The 15,075-nt window shown below is 54.2% G+C and carries 11 protein-coding genes, 1 tRNA gene and 2 pseudogenes; 5 read left to right on the top strand and 9 right to left on the bottom strand.

The window, feature by feature from the left end; genetic code table 11:
* Positions 1-18: 18 nt before the first annotated feature.
* Both ansB and SCU88_RS21020 read right to left on the bottom strand, forming a co-directional pair.
* Entirely contained in the window at positions 19-1,065 is a 1,047-nt protein-coding gene (ansB, locus tag SCU88_RS21015; protein ID WP_175340687.1) for an L-asparaginase 2, read from the bottom strand.
* Between the two features lie 78 nt (positions 1,066-1,143).
* Positions 1,144-3,021, bottom strand: coding sequence for a hypothetical protein (locus SCU88_RS21020; protein WP_175340688.1), 1,878 nt, complete (start codon positions 3,019-3,021; stop codon positions 1,144-1,146).
* Between the two features lie 145 nt (positions 3,022-3,166).
* Between SCU88_RS21020 and SCU88_RS21025 the strand changes: the two are divergent.
* Positions 3,167-3,582, top strand: a pseudogene (locus SCU88_RS21025) (endonuclease domain-containing protein).
* Here the strand turns inward: SCU88_RS21025 and SCU88_RS21030 are convergent.
* The 3 genes from SCU88_RS21030 to trmB all read right to left on the bottom strand — a co-directional run bounded on the left by SCU88_RS21030 (position 3,555) and on the right by trmB (position 5,378).
* A complete protein-coding gene (locus SCU88_RS21030) occupies positions 3,555-4,271 on the bottom strand; it encodes a DUF2884 domain-containing protein (RefSeq protein WP_138099074.1) in 717 nt (238 codons plus the stop codon). The pseudogene SCU88_RS21025 and the gene SCU88_RS21030 sit on opposite strands and share 28 nt — an antisense overlap.
* A 61-nt stretch (positions 4,272-4,332) precedes the next feature.
* Complete coding sequence (locus SCU88_RS21035; protein WP_175340690.1) at positions 4,333-4,659, bottom strand: 50S ribosome-binding protein YggL; 327 nt, start codon at positions 4,657-4,659, stop codon at positions 4,333-4,335.
* The gene (gene trmB / locus SCU88_RS21040; RefSeq protein WP_138093613.1) at positions 4,659-5,378 is read right to left on the bottom strand and encodes a tRNA (guanosine(46)-N7)-methyltransferase TrmB; all 720 of its coding nucleotides are present in this window, start codon (positions 5,376-5,378) and stop codon (positions 4,659-4,661) included. The genes SCU88_RS21035 and trmB overlap by 1 nt, the downstream gene beginning before the upstream one ends.
* A 156-nt stretch (positions 5,379-5,534) precedes the next feature.
* Between trmB and mutY the strand changes: the two genes are divergently transcribed.
* From mutY to mltC, 3 genes are read left to right on the top strand one after another with little or no spacing between them, the layout of a single operon-like run.
* Positions 5,535-6,602 carry an A/G-specific adenine glycosylase gene (mutY, locus tag SCU88_RS21045; RefSeq protein WP_175340691.1) on the top strand — a complete coding sequence of 356 codons (1,068 nt, stop codon included), beginning with the start codon at positions 5,535-5,537 and terminating at the stop codon, positions 6,600-6,602.
* A 12-nt stretch (positions 6,603-6,614) separates the two neighbouring features.
* Entirely contained in the window at positions 6,615-6,887 is a 273-nt protein-coding gene (locus SCU88_RS21050) for an oxidative damage protection protein (RefSeq protein WP_138099075.1), read from the top strand.
* 48 nt (positions 6,888-6,935) lie between these two features.
* Positions 6,936-8,018 (top strand): membrane-bound lytic murein transglycosylase MltC, encoded by a 1,083-nt coding sequence (gene mltC, locus SCU88_RS21055; protein WP_138093619.1) that lies wholly within the window; start codon positions 6,936-6,938, stop codon positions 8,016-8,018.
* Between the two features lie 35 nt (positions 8,019-8,053).
* Here the strand turns inward: mltC and SCU88_RS21060 are convergent, their stop codons facing one another.
* Positions 8,054-10,189 carry an ornithine decarboxylase gene (locus SCU88_RS21060; protein ID WP_175340692.1) on the bottom strand — a complete coding sequence of 712 codons (2,136 nt, stop codon included), beginning with the start codon at positions 10,187-10,189 and terminating at the stop codon, positions 8,054-8,056.
* A gap of 407 nt (positions 10,190-10,596) precedes the next feature.
* Here SCU88_RS21060 and SCU88_RS21065 point away from each other — a divergent pair.
* Positions 10,597-10,672 (top strand) — tRNA-Phe (locus tag SCU88_RS21065).
* Between the two features lie 189 nt (positions 10,673-10,861).
* Here SCU88_RS21065 and SCU88_RS21070 read toward each other — a convergent pair.
* The 3 genes and pseudogenes from SCU88_RS21070 to SCU88_RS21080 form a co-directional block, all read right to left on the bottom strand.
* Complete coding sequence (locus SCU88_RS21070) at positions 10,862-11,026, bottom strand: helix-turn-helix domain-containing protein (RefSeq protein WP_431810055.1); 165 nt, start codon at positions 11,024-11,026, stop codon at positions 10,862-10,864.
* A gap of 53 nt (positions 11,027-11,079) precedes the next feature.
* A pseudogene (locus SCU88_RS21075) lies at positions 11,080-11,530 on the bottom strand (hypothetical protein).
* Positions 11,531-11,848: 318 nt separating this feature from the next.
* Positions 11,849-15,064 carry an RNA-directed DNA polymerase gene (locus SCU88_RS21080; RefSeq protein WP_175340693.1) on the bottom strand — a complete coding sequence of 1,072 codons (3,216 nt, stop codon included), beginning with the start codon at positions 15,062-15,064 and terminating at the stop codon, positions 11,849-11,851.
* Positions 15,065-15,075: the final 11 nt, after the last annotated feature.

A 15,075-nucleotide genomic window follows, 5' to 3' on the forward strand; every position in this document is an offset into this window, starting at 1 on the left:
TCCGCACGGCTCTGTATCTTAATACTGGTCAAACATCGCCTGAATCTGCTGTGGATCTTTGGTCTGCGTTAAGGCCAGCTGCAGCAAAATCCTCGCTTTCTGGGGATTCAGCGTACCGGCGGCCACAAAGCCGTACTTCGCATCATCAACTTCGGCATCCCGGGTGGTAGCCCCCGTTGGCACCCGCGAAGAACGCACAATGGCAACGCCTTTATGGGCGGCGGTCGCCAGAGTATCAAACAGCGTTTTATACAGATTGCCGTTGCCGACGCCCGCGCTGACAATGCCTGCATAGCCATCATCGATCAATGCCTTAGCCGGAAGGTCAGACGCGTTCGCGTAGTTATAAACAATCCCCACCTTCGGCAGGCTGCTCAGTTGAGAGACGTCGAACGGCGTGGCGGTGGTGTGTTTACGGGCAGGCGTGTGCTGATAATCGATTTTGCCATTGTGAATATAGCCCAACGGGCCTGCGTTAACGGACTGAAAGGTAGCGACATTGGTGGTATTGGTTTTGGTGACATCACGGCCATCGAATACGCTGTCGTTCATCACCACCAGCACGCCGCGGCCTGCGGACGCTTTATCAACGGCAGTCACCACCGCGTTATAGAGATTAAAGGGGCCATCCGCGCTCATTGAGGTTGATGGGCGCATGGCGCCTGTCAGTACCACCGGCTTGTCGCACTTAACCGTCAGATTAAGAAAATAAGCGGTCTCTTCCATGGTATCGGTGCCGTGGGTGATCACGAAACCATCGGTTTTATCGCACCCGGCGTTAATCTTCTTCGCAAGGGTTAGCCAGACCCCGTCATTCATATCCTGAGAGCCGATATTCACCACCTGCTCACCTTTAATCACTGCAATATCTTTCAGTTGCGGAACGGCTTCCACCAGATTTTCGACGCCGACTTTACCCGCAGTATAGTTTGAGGCCGTTGCCGAATCGCCGCCTCCGGCAATAGTTCCCCCCGTGGCCAGCAGGGTGACATTCGGTAAGGCCAGCGCGGCACCGCTAAGCCCCGTCATCAGTACCGCAAGGGCCGTTTTCCTGAAAATATCCATATGATTTCTCCGGACAGTTAAACTTCCTGCATTATCGCAACGCGACAAACAAATAATGTGATGCTATCCAGGTAACGGCTACGGCGTTAGCGTCACCGGCTGGAAGGTTTCACCTGCGTTCACATTGATAGTCCCCTGGACATCGCTTAGCCGCGCTCTGCCCTGCGCATCGGTTTTTACGGTCTGACCCTTCGCCGTCACCCTGGCATTCTGTACCGGACGCACGTCGCCGTGAATATCGGCCTGAACGGTGACCAGCGTCTGCTGCCCTTCTGTCGCACGGGTCGCCTGAAGCGGCGTTTTCTGCGGCAGCCTGCTGTAGCAGGGCCCCACCACAGGCAGCCCCGAACGGGCAACGCCGTTATAGGTGCTCTGCCAGTCTCCCTGGAGGGAATTATCCAGTTGCTTCACAATATCCGCCTTCATACTGCCCTGATTCTCGCCGCTGACCCGGATATCAATATGGATCTGCGGCAGATTTTCCGCCGTGGGCCGTTGTGTCATCTGCGAGGTGACCGTGCCGTTAACGAAGGTTTTACCATCGTCGCTGAAGTCATTAAAGGTGGCATCCACTCCGCCGCTTATCAGATCGCCGCGCCAGGTAACCACCACGCTGCCAGATGCCCGGCCCGCCAGGGTTTCGGTGCGATCGTTAGCCATAGCGCCACGCCATTCGCTCACCGGCGGCGCCCAGTCGCCGATCGCCGTACTCACCGCAGGCTGTGGCTGGGTGGCGTCGCGATCGAGGCGAACCATCATGACCCGCGGCGGCACCAGCCCCTTGGTTTTTACCGCCTCGGAGTAGTCATCCGGCACCGGTTCGCGCAGGCGCCCCTGCAGCAGAATGCGCGTGGAGTCCGGGCTCCAGAACGGCAGCGCCGCCAGATTGTTGCCCGCGGTTTCGCTGTCGCTGTATACCCTTAGCGGCTGCCCCACCAGCTTGCCGCCGTTGTCGCCATCCCCCGGCAGCAGCCACGGCGAGAGATCGCACTGGAAGCCAGGCCAGGTGGAGATCCAGGAAACAAAGATATTGGTCATCAGCGGTAGCGCGATAAAGTTACGCAGTTGTGGAATGGCCGACGTCACCTCCAGCCGCTGGCGGGTTCGCCATGAATAAACCACCTCCATGCCGCCATCCGGGGAGATAGCGCCATCTTCATCCCAGTCGCCGTAGGCGGTCATACGGGTCGCCTTGCCGGTAGCCAGATCTACCTTCCAGGGGTCGATATTGCTGTTAAGCTCCGCCACCACCAGCGCCGAACGGCCGCCATCGACAAAGGATTTAAGCTCCCACAGTTGGGATGCGTATTCGGCCCGATCCACCGCGCTGTCCGGCCCCGGCGGATTAATCACCCGGATATCCTTTACCCGGTAGCGATCCGCCTGGCGTTCCAGCGCACCGACCAGCATTGCCGAACCATCCGAACGAATGTCTGTCCAGCCCAGGTGTACACCGTCCGGCGCCAGATGCCAGGTCCGGCGCATTAGCAGGCGCACGTTTTCCTGCATCCCCTCGCGGTCGCCCGCCATCTCGACAGGGATAAACTGATGGCTGTCGCAGCGGGTCAGCGACGGCTGGCACTCCAGCATCCAGCCGTCGAAAGCCGTTTGATCGTCGCTGCCGCCGATGGGACTCAGTTCCCGGGTAGCAATGAAAAGACGCCGGTTATCCGCCAGCGCGTAACTAAAACCCGACTCCAGCGACTGTGGGCGATCGCTAAAATCGCAGGTCACGCAGTGCGGGGTTTTATCATTTAGCGCAATCCGCCAGATATTGCCGTCGTACTGGTTCTGGAACCAGACCGTCGCGCCATCGTCAGAAAAGGTGGGCAGCCAGGGCGCCACGCCTTGCGGCACAGGAATATCTTCGTAGTGGATGGGATACCAGGGAAGCGGTGCGGCAAGAGCGCCGGAAACCCACAGCGCCCCCAGTGTCAGAGCTGGAAACAGTTTCATGCTACTTCCTTATAGTTATTGGACTGTTATAGAGCGTAGCCAGCCCCGCTGGGTTTACCAGGTAAAAGAGCGTTTGTCTGAATATGGATTCCAGAACCGGCATCAGAAAGCGCAGGGCGGGATTTATTGTGGCACGATGGCCGCCATGAAAACCATCACCCACCACGCCCGGACGCTACGGCGCAGCCTTACCCGTGAGGAGCAACGGCTCTGGTATATGCTGCGTGACCGCCGTTTTGCGCGCTATAAATTTCGCCGCCAGCATCCGGTGGGGCGTTATATTCTCGATTTTGCCTGCTGCGCGGTTCGCCTGGCGATTGAACTGGATGGCGGGCAGCATGCTTGCCGGGTTGAGTATGACAGGCGCAGAGAGGCGTGGTTGAGAACGCAGGGGTGGCGAGTAATTCACTTCTGGAATAATCAGTTGTGGGAGAATGAGGAGGCGGTGATGGAGGCGATTCTGGAGGCGCTGGAGATGCGGTGACCCCACCCCGGCCCTCTCCTTTTGGGAGAGGGCCGGGGTGGGGGGAAAATTACTTCAGCCCCTTCACCAGCGTCTGACGCTGCTCTTCCAGCGTGGTCACGCGGCTACAAACATCCTTGCCGAACTTCTGAAAATCCTTTTCCTGGTTTTTCCATTCGCTCTGAATGGCGCTCTGCAAACCGCCCAGATTCCCCAGGATGCCCTGCAAAGGGTTGCTGCCGCCAGAACTGGTCGCCTTCGCGCCCATTTCGTTAATGCTGTCCTGCAGAATACCGCCCATGGTCTGATTGACCAGTTTCTGGCCGTCGGCACGCACCTGATCGATAGCCTTATAGTGGAAGGTCAGCCCATCCTGGCGGTGTTCGATAATACGGTTCATCTGCGCTTTAAGCTGGCTGTCCAGTTCGGTCAGACGCTTACGCATATTGCTGCTTTCACCCACCTGCTCGGTGATGATTTTATCCAGCGCCACCCGACCACGCTCTACCCGGGTACGGGCGCCGTCATCGATCCACGGCAGCGCCTCGCGCAGTCCTTTCTGGTAGTCCTGAGCCTGCTCGCGCTGGGCGGCGCTAAGCTGTTGCGCCTTGCCGTTATAGTTCACGGCGCCGTCCGGCGCGATGGTCAGGTCACCATTCTCGCCCACTACCTGCACCGTCTGCGGTTTGATTACCACATCGTCCTTAGGCTGAACGCCGCATTTGTATTCCGCCTGGGCATGGGCGGCTGTAACCAGCAGCACTGCCATCAGCGCTTTACGAATTATCGCCATTCCTTTCTCCTGTAAAGCAGGCGGGCCGACTTACGCCGACCCGCAACGGATTAGATTAGTCCCACCAGACATCGAACAGGTCGCTCAGGCGCACCTCTTCGAGCTTGCGCGCTTCCAGCCACTGGCGGACCAGGGTGCGGTGCTCTTCGGTACACTTGCCGATCTGCTGGGTGCAGATAAGCCCTTCCCAGGCCAGATAGCCGCTGCCATCATAAGCCAGACCATTCGGCTCGATGACCTCATTAATGAAGTCATCCACGGCCCGATCGACGGCCTGTTCAGAAGTGCCTTCCGGGAAGCGCCAGGCAACGGAAAAGCCCAGCTCCTGAAACTCTTCGATATGCAATTTCTTACGCAGACGACGGCTACGATTCTTCGCCATTATTTCACCCTCTCGAACATTAAGTCCCATACTCCGTGGCCAAGACGATGACCACGCTGTTCAAACTTGGTTACCGGGCGCGTCTCCGGGCGCGGCACATAATCGCCAGTCGTCGACTGATTGCGGTAGCCTTCGATGCTGGTCATGACTTCCAGCATATGCTCTGCGTAGGCTTCCCAGTCGGTCGCCATATGGAAAACGCCGCCCAGTTTCAGCTTGCGTTTTACCATTTCGGCGAAGGGGACCTGAACGATACGGCGTTTATTATGACGTGCTTTGTGCCACGGGTCAGGGAAAAAGAGTTGCACCATGTTCAGGCTGTTGTCCGGGATCATGGTTTCCAGCACTTCCACCGCATCATGACACATCACGCGCAGGTTCTTCACCCCGGCTTCGTGGGCCGAGCTCAGGCAGGCACCCACGCCTGGCGAGTGCACCTCAATACCTAAGAAGTTCTGCTCAGGCCGGGCCTCGGCCATCGCTACCAGCGAAGCGCCCATTCCGAAGCCAATTTCCAGCGTGACCGGGCCGTCGTTACCGAACAGCGCGCCCAGGTCCAGAGGTTCGGCGCAAAACTCAACGCCCATCTCTGGCCAGTAGTGGTCCAGCGCATGCTGTTGTGCTTTGGTCAGACGCCCCTGGCGGCGAACAAAGCTGCGAATACGGCGCATGGCGCGGCCGCTTTCGTCAAATTCCGGTGAGACGACGTCATTATTCATGGTGAAAACCTGGCTGTTGTTGAGAATGAAAGCAAGCGGGCATTATCCAAAGTTAATACCCGGATGCAAGCACCGGAAACTTCCGGTTTACAGGGCTTATCGCTCTGTGCTGGAATCAGCCTCCAGGTAATTCAATGTGGGATGCCGTAAAAAAACATGCAAGCCCTTCAATTTTCACGCCGGGTACTCGCCTGGTATGACAAATTTGGCCGTAAAACCCTGCCCTGGCAGCAGGAAAAAACGCCTTATAAGGTCTGGCTCTCTGAAGTGATGCTTCAGCAGACCCAGGTCGCTACGGTGATCCCCTATTTCGAACGCTTTATGGCGCGATTCCCGACGGTAACCGCCCTGGCCCAGGCGCCGCTGGACGACGTGCTGCATCTGTGGACGGGGTTGGGCTACTACGCCCGGGCCCGCAACCTGCATAAGGCAGCACAGCAGGTATTGGAGCGCCATAGCGGGCACTTTCCGGAAAACTTCGATGACATCAATGCGCTGCCTGGCGTAGGTCGTTCCACCGCAGGGGCCATTCTTTCCCTGTCGCTCGGCAAGCGTTACCCCATTCTCGACGGAAACGTAAAGCGCGTACTGGCGCGCTGCTATGCCGTAAGCGGCTGGCCCGGAAAGAAAGAGGTGGAAAACCGGCTGTGGCAGATTAGCGATGAGGTTACCCCCGCCAGCGGCGTGGAACGCTTTAATCAGGCGATGATGGACCTGGGCGCCATGGTCTGTACCCGATCGCGCCCCAAATGCGATATCTGCCCGCTGAATAGCGGCTGCGTGGCGTTCGCCAACGGCACCCAGAGCAGCTACCCGGGCAAAAAACCGAAACAGACGATCCCGGAGCGTACCGGTTACTTCCTGCTGATGCAGCACGGCGATGAGGTTTTTCTGAACCAGCGCCCGCCAAGCGGCCTGTGGGGTGGACTATACTGCTTCCCGCAATTCGAAGATGAAGCTGGCCTGCGCGCCTGGCTGGCCCGCCACGGCATTGCCGATGGCGGTCTGACGCAGCTTACCGCCTTTCGCCATACCTTCAGCCACTTTCATCTGGACATCGTGCCAATGTGGCTTTCCGTGTCCTCGATGGCGGCCTGCATGGATGAGGGAGCGGCTCTTTGGTATAACTTAGCGCAGCCGCCGGGCGTAGGTCTGGCAGCTCCCGTGGAGCGTCTGTTACAGCAATTACACCGCGATCCGGTCGATGCCGCTCGCGCTGTTTAAAGAGGATTAATGATGAGTCGCACAATTTACTGCACTTACCTGAAGCGCGATGCCGAAGGCCAGGACTTCCAGCTCTACCCTGGCGAGCTGGGCAAGCGGATCTACAACGAGATCTCAAAAGAAGCCTGGGCCGAATGGCAGAAGAAGCAGACCATGCTGATTAACGAGAAAAAACTCAACATGATGAATCCGGAACACCGCAAGCAACTGGAACAGGAGATGGTGAACTTCCTGTTCGAGGGCAAAGACGTACACATTGAAGGCTACACGCCGCCCGAGAAATAAGTGAGGGCTACGGCCCTTTAGCACACTAACAACAGCACTCCCGGAACAATGAAAAAACTCTTAGCGCTGGCCCTGGTGGCGCCGCTGCTGGTCTCCTGCTCTGGTAATAAGCCCAGGGAACCACTGCCCCCCGCCAAGGATACGAACGGTTTCGACATTCTGATGGGCCAGTTTGCCCATAACATTGAAAATATCTGGGGCTTCGACGAAGTGTTGATCGCCGGCCCCAAAGATTACGTGAAGTATACCGACGGCTTTATGACCCGCAGCCACATCAACTTTGATGAAGGGACCATAACCGTTGAAACTATCGCCGGGACCGAGCCTGCGGCGCGCCTGAAGCAGGCTATTGTCACCACCCTGCTGATGGGCGACGATCCCGGCACGGTCGATCTCTATTCCGACGCCGATGACATCAACATATCCAAAGAGCCATTCCTCTATGGTCAGGTGGTGGATAACACCGGCGAAGCCATTCGCTGGCAGTGGCGCGCCGATCGCTTCGCCGACTGGTTGCTGAACAATAAGCTCCAGCAGCGCCGAAGCAGCAACGGCCTACGGATTATCTACAGCGTGACCATTAACCTGGTGCCGAACCACCTGGATAAACGCGCCCATAAATATCTGGGCATGGTACGCGAGGCTTCGCGCAAGTACGGCGTGGAAGAGTCGCTGATTCTGGCGATTATGCAGACCGAATCGAGCTTTAACCCCTATGCGGTGAGCCGTTCCGATGCCCTGGGGCTGATGCAGGTGGTGCAGCATACCGCCGGACTGGATGTGTTTCGCGCACGAGGCAAGTGGGGTAAACCCAGCCGCAGCTATCTGCTCGATCCGGCCAGCAATATCGACACGGGTACCGCCTACCTGGCGATGCTGGGCAACGTGTATCTTTCCGGTATCGATAACCCCACTTCGCGTCGCTATGCGGTGATTACCGCCTATAACGGCGGCGCAGGCAGCGTACTGAGGGTGTTTAACAGCGATAAAACCCGGGCCTTTAGCATCATCAACAGTATGGATCCGGGTGATGTCTATGAAACCCTGACCAACCGCCACCCGTCGGCGGAGTCGCGCCGCTATCTCTACAAGGTGAATACCGCCCAGAAGAGCTACCTGCGGGGAGGCTAAACTATCTGATGCCCCCGCAACCGGGGGCGTCAGTTTCAGCCTTTCAGCACATAGCCGTACAGCCGGGTTACACCGGCGTCATCGCACTGCGGGTAAACGCCCTGTAGCTCCGGCGCAAAGCCCGGAAGCTGGTTCAGAACATCCTCCAGCGCCAGGAAATAGCGCTGCGCGGCACCGCCCCACACTTCCCCCGGTACCACGCACAGCACCCCTGGCGGATAAGGCAGCGCCCCTTCGACCGCAACCCGGCCCTGGGCCTCGCAGAGCGCCACCAGTTCGGCATTACCGCGAATAAATTCGTCGTGAGCCTGCTTCGCGCCCAGTTCGACCTGCGGCAGGCTTTCCAGACGGAACATCGCCTTTTGCAGCGATTTAATGTCGTGGCGCACGTAGAGCTGATGCATCTCCTGGCATAGCTGGCGCAGACCGTAGCCGCGATAGCGCTGCGGATACTTCTGCCACAGACTCGGTAGCACATCCTGAAACGCCGCATCCTGCTCCAGCAGTTGTTCGAAGCGGACCAGCGCCGCCACCAGCCGCGCCATCTTTTCCGGGCTTTCCGCGGGGGTCAGCAGGAACAGGATCGAGTTGAGATCCGCTTTTTCCGGCACGATGCCGTTTTCCCGCAGGTAGTGGGCAAGGATCGCTGCCGGTACGCCGAACTCCTGATACTCACCGCTGGCGGCGTCGATGCCCGGCGTGGTCAGCAGCAGCTTGCAGGGATCCACCCGATACTCATCGCGTCCGTAGCCGCTAAAGCCGTGCCAGCCTGCATCCGGCTCAAAACTGAAAAAGCGGCGCTCCCGGGCAATTTGCTCAGTCGGATAGTCCTGCCAGGGGCGCCCTTCCACCACATCCGGCACAAAGGGGCGAACCATCCGGCAGCTCGCCAGGATCTGCTTACGGATTTCGATGCCCAGGGTGACGCACTGCGCCCATAGCTGACGCCCGCCCTCCCCGTCGTGGATGCGGGCGTTGACGTCCAGCGCCGCAAACAGCGGATAAAACGGACTGGTAGAGGCATGCATCATGAAGGCGTTGTTCATGCGCTTGTAGGGGCAAAAACGCGCCTGACCGCGGATATGATCGTCTTTTTTGTGGATTTGCGAGGTCTGGGAGAAACCCGCCTGCTGCTTGTGAACCGACTGGGTCACGAAAATGCCGGGGTCGTTTTCATTAAGATCCAACAGCAGCGGCGAGCAATCAGAGACCAGTGGGATAAACTGCTCATAGCCCACCCAGGCGGAGTCGAACAGAATGTAGTCGCACAGTGGCCCAATGCTCTCCACCACCTTGCGGGCGTTATACAGAGTGCCGTCATAAGTGCCCAGTTGGATCACCGCCAGCCGGAATGGCCGCGGCGTATCGGCGCGCTCCGGCGCCACTTCGCGGATCCGCTCCCGTATCCAGCCTTCATCGAAGCAGTGGGAATCAATGCCGCCGATAAACCCAAAGGGGTTACGCGCCGCTTCCAGATAGACAGGCGTAGCTCCGGCCTGTAACAGCGCGCCATGATGATTGGACTTATGGTTGTTACGATCGAACAAAACCAGATCGCCCTGGGTCAGCAGCGCATTGGTCACCACCTTATTGGCCGCCGAGGTGCCATTCAGCACAAACCAGGTTTTACTGGCGTTAAACACCCGGGCCGCGTTTTTCTGCGCCTCTTTGGCCGAACCTTCATGAATCAGCAGATCCCCAAGCCGCACGTCGGCGTTGCACATATCGGCGCGAAACAGGTTATCGCCAAAGAAGTCGTAAAAACGGCGACCGGCCGGGTGTTTTTTAAAGAATTCACCGTGCTGATGACCCGGGCAGGCGAAGGTGCTGTTGCCCATGGCCACATACTGGCTGAGAGTACCGAAGAACGGCGGCAGCAAAGCCTGCTCCCAGGCCAAAGCCGCTGCCTCCAGCGCCGGAAAATCCTGCTCGCCGCTTAAGTTCGCCGTAATGCCTTCCGGCAGCGTCTGCCGCGCATCGCTATACAGAAACACCGGCATACCGAAGCCGGTACGCTTAAGCAGCGCCAGAATGCCGCTGCGGCTGTCGCCAGGGCTCAACACCACCGCCGCGACATCGGTAAAGTCGGTACTGTCCAGCGTGACTATCTCGCGCTGGCTGGCAATAAGGGGCAGCAACTCATGGCTGACGGCGATTTTTAACGGTTTCACAGATCCAGATCCCCCGGACAAAAACTAAACGGGTGCTGCGGCACAGCGCCTGAGCGGCGTGTACCCACTGCTGTCTGAAGAGTTCGGTCTGGGTTTCAGCTCCGACCGCCAGACATCAGTAAAAGCAGAGAGGCTCTGGTTTTACTGCTGTCCTGCGCTATACGTGCGATCCCCTCACCGCATAGTGAGCGATACAGCGCAGTGCGCGAAGAAAAGAGAATAGAATGTAGGCAGGTTCATGATACGGTCCCGCGTTAGCCCTGAACCAAAACGGCGCGATGGTGACAGCTTTTCGCCTGGCGCGCAACCAGTTGCCCCGCCATAGCGCACATAATTCAGTCAAACGCGCCGTAGCAATGACAAAGTCGTTGACGCCACAAGCGCTTTACGGTTTAATGCGCCCCGTTGCCCGGATAGCTCAGTCGGTAGAGCAGCGGATTGAAAATCCGCGTGTCCCTGGTTCGATTCCGGGTCCGGGCACCACAAATTAAAGAACCCAGCCGCCAGGCTGGGTTTTTGCGTTTTGGGATCCAGATTCGATTACCTGTAATAGCCCCACCCTCAATACTCAGGGACTGTCAGATAAAAATGGCAAACTGCCACACTCTGCTTTCCTTCTCCCCACCTTCCGCCCGCAAATACAGACAAAAGATCGAGAGATTCTGTTTTGCTTTAGTGATATTCAGATCTGCGGTAGCGGGAAGGCCAGATTTGTTCTGGCGCAATACCCAACGCTTCGGCGATCAGCCTTTCGCCTTTGGGCCAGCGACGGGTAAGTGCGTTTGCCAGCGTAGGGGACGCCAGCCCTGATTTACGGGAAAAGGCAGACACTGACATTCACTGCTTTTTCAGCGCCGCGATAATATTGACGGAATGCCAGTCAGGTTCCATCATGCCGCCACCTCGTCAATAAACTTCACGCCGTCGGTGGTGCGTATCCAGCGCGGGGCTTTCATTTCCGCCGCGAAGTAGTTGAGCAGGTCATACAGCAACCAACTCAGGAATTTCTCCGTTTCTGAGGAAAACCCCTGTCCCGCCAGCGTCTGCGTCAGGGCAAGGCAATAATTACAAAGCTCGGTGCATTCGGGCCCAAATTGAGGGGAGTTTGCCGGAAGAGTATCAACGGTCAGGCTTTCAACAAGGTGAGGCGGGACGGGTTCTAACAGCGTAGGCTGGAGCGGCGTTGAGTCTGCCGCAGGGCGCCATTTTTAACGCAATATCTTTACTTTCAATCAGGGTCTCGGCGAAGTTTTCGCAGTGGCTGGCGAGGACGGTGAAGTCCGTGGCAGCGTTGAAGGGAACAGCAAGTAACGGATGTGTCTGGATTGGGGTAGTAGCCATAAGGCAACCTCCGGTATGTGAATTTAAATTCCACCACCGAAGAGACCAATCTTCCGGGTGGTGAACTGAACGGAGTTGGTCTTACCGGCCATACCTACACCGGCGCACCTTGCGGTGCCCCCGCCCAGCCCACCATAGAGGTATAGCCGGACGCGCGACATAAAAAAGACGCTAACGCGTCATATGTCGCAGGTATGATATTCGGGAGACCAATCCCGGCACCTGAATTTGCAGGTGCCGGGCAAAGATACCGCTAAGGGTCGTGAACAGCAAGAATTTTCCCTTACATTCTCCCAAAATAACCTGAGCCACTAAATATTATTTTGGTGGTAGTTTTTTTCTATTTCTGGCCAAACGGAATCCTTCAGGTAATGGCTTGAATTTATCTCCTTCTTTAGTCCACCGCTTAGCCCTGCTCTGGAAAGCTCTTAAAGCATCAATGTTCAGCGTAGCCGCAACGACAAAATCATTATCTCCTCCCTTCACACGAGCAATATCACGCATAAAAGACTCTTTTGCCGGAGAACGCACACGACTGTCACCGTATTTACGGTTATTCACTAAAATAGTGTATGCGTGTACATCAAGTGCGGCTGATTCGATCAACGACGCAAAAGTGTCAAGATCTTTATTCCAGCTTAGTACCATCAGGGCATCAACAGCTCCCTGAAATCGTACTCTTGCCTTGCTATTCTGAAGTTCAGAACAAATCATGATGCCAAAATTAACGCCATGATGAATATAAACAGGCTTACGTTGTTTCGCACTGAGCGTCGAAAATGCCCACGATTTACCATACATTGAATGTAATGCTTCATCTTCCCCGACAGCAGGTTCCAGCTTAGGTTGCCATATTTTCACCGATGCAGGATATCCCAATCGGTTATCTGACAGGACGAGTACAGCCTCACTAAGTAGCTGATGATCATTAATATGGCGATATTCCGTACCGGCAATCAGACTGATGCCAGCCGAACTTAATCGCTCAGCAATGCTATTAACCCAGCGTAGCGGCACAGAAAGTTCGGGGAATAAAACATAATCAGGTTTAGGTGATAATTTTAGCGTTGCATTAACCAATTCGGATATACGCTGATATCGACTGCGTGATAGTTCTGATTTATTACAAGCCATTTTTGCCCAATCATCTTCATCGGTTCTGATATTGGTTAATGCCACAACAATTTTACGTTTTTTATCAGTACCAATGTGGAGAAATTTCCGTGTTCGTGACGTTGTCGTTGCATCTTCCGTATCCTGTTCTGTTGCAAGCAACGTTGGCTTTATCCACACTCCACGCAATGCTTGTGTATATTTAGCCCAGATAACGGAAGGCCGATCATCCAGCATTTTACCATCTGCGGTGGGTAACCCGACACATTCAGGCGCCAGTTCGGATATTTCAGCAGGCGTTAAAGGTCGCGTTGGGAAAACATACGGCAAGTAGCTCTCATTCTTGCGATCCCCTTTTTCCACTTTTTCAAGACGAGTGTTTCTGGTTGACTTCAGAAACGCTTTAAGAATGTCGATATCAATCAGCGATGCAGCATTTATTGATTTCAGAATTTTACTTTCCTTCTTACCATCACGCTGGCCTACGAGTTTTCCTGCTGACTGGCTTTGTAAGATTTTCTTATAAGGCTCTTTCGCTAGATCCGCCAGTGCAACTGACTGCGCCTTTTTATTAAAATCAGCAAAATCAAATCGTAAATTAGTTAATTCTTTAAATTGTACAAGGCTGTCGATCATCTGAGAAAGAAAGATACCTGATAAATGCTTTTCTTTTTTAGAGCACTGACCAAGAAATAATTTATCAGGAGAATAAAAACGGGTTGCCGCATCAACAAATAACCAAGTCAGGGTACCTTTTGCGGAATGCCAGAGATTCTTTATTGCTTTGGTTTCACAACCATTGATCGTTATTTTTTCACCTGATTTGATAACTGAAGCCAGTCTATCTACTGAATGGTAGGCTTTAAGTACGATTTTTTCGACATGCTGCCATTCGTTCATACTGATAGCAAAACCAAGTAATCTGGGCAAATAGCTGAAATGTGCAAACAAGTTATCCGCCCGGAGAATATGGTTGTATGCAAACTGATAAAACTCTTCTCGTTGTTCTTTCCATTCACCGGGAGGCAGATCTCGCGCCAAGGTTTCAACATGACGCAATTGCAGAGACCATCCTAAGCGGCGGATAGTTAATCCATCCGCCCGACGCAACGTATCAGCATTTTCACCTACGCTACCGGCAGCAGAAAGAACTTTCGCGGCAGTAGAATCTTCCAGTTGATCCGGCGACGGCATCAGTCGGTGTTCACTGGAAAGTTCATAGATCTCTTTTTCGATGCTGTCCAAGAGGTCAATCCCGGCTCCTCCCTGAAGAATAAAAAGCTTTTGCTTATCAGACTGAAGTTGAATGGTTGTCTTAGCCTGAAACTTCTCACCTTGCTCTATTTGCCATACCTGCTCTTTATCTGGCACAGGTTTAATACAGTCTTTACCAAGCCGTTCCTGCAATAACGCCATAAATTCACGATTATTGGTAATTGCTCCAGTATCTCGTATCACCAGAAACATATCATCGACATAACGTCCGTAGTGAACCGGAGATAGCTTCTCAAGAATTAGTTGATCCCAGCGATGCAATAAAATATTCGATATGATTCGGCTAGCCGTTAGACCAATTACCAGACCACCAGTTATTACCACTTTTTTATTTGCAATCTGTTTTCCGAATTCTGATGCGCCATCAGACCAACGCTTTAATAATTTCGCTAACTGTAGATTGAATTCTTTTTCTTCATTAGTGAGTTTTACACTCAACGCAACATGGAGATCTTCAGAAATTATCGCCAGCGGATCAATAAAATGATAATAACCCTTTAAATCTAATGAGGCTGCAATAACATCACGATCTTTATCTAATTCGTCACGTATGGCCTTTAAACCATCGCCACGCCATTTCTGATAGGGATGAAAGTAAGGTGAGAATGAACCAATTGCACTAATATGAAAGGGTTTATCCTGCTCATTGCTCAATATTTCTTCATTACGAATACGTTTTAGACGAGCTCCATAGCAACAATTTTTCAGACCAGCATCAAATTGATGCCCTACCATATTAATCCATAAAGCAGAAATAATATGTGTATTCACTGGAAAATCGCCAATGATACGAAACTCAGGCGTCAGTTCGAAGTTATCAAATAAATGATCGGCAGCTCGAACAGGATTAGAAAAATGAACATGCCCATTTTTCTCTATATCCGGTCTTTTCTTAATCGATAATTTTTTTGGCAGCAGGCGAAATTCACCAATAAAATCGCTATTAGAACAAAAACCGTTATGACTCTGTAAACTATCTAAAAGTTTATTGAGATTGCCGAGAAGATCCTGTTCATATTCAGCAAATTTGATTGCTGTGGGAAAAGTATTCTCAAAGAAACAGTCAGCTTTTGCTTTCCGGTAAGCAACCACCAGATCTTCAATTGTCAACGCATCCCAGCCGGTAAAAATTGCCTGATATGCCATAAATCATTGTC

The organism is Jejuibacter sp. L23 (assembly GCF_050815825.1).
In the GTDB taxonomy this organism is placed as follows: Bacteria; Pseudomonadota; Gammaproteobacteria; order Enterobacterales; family Enterobacteriaceae; genus Jejubacter; species Jejubacter calystegiae.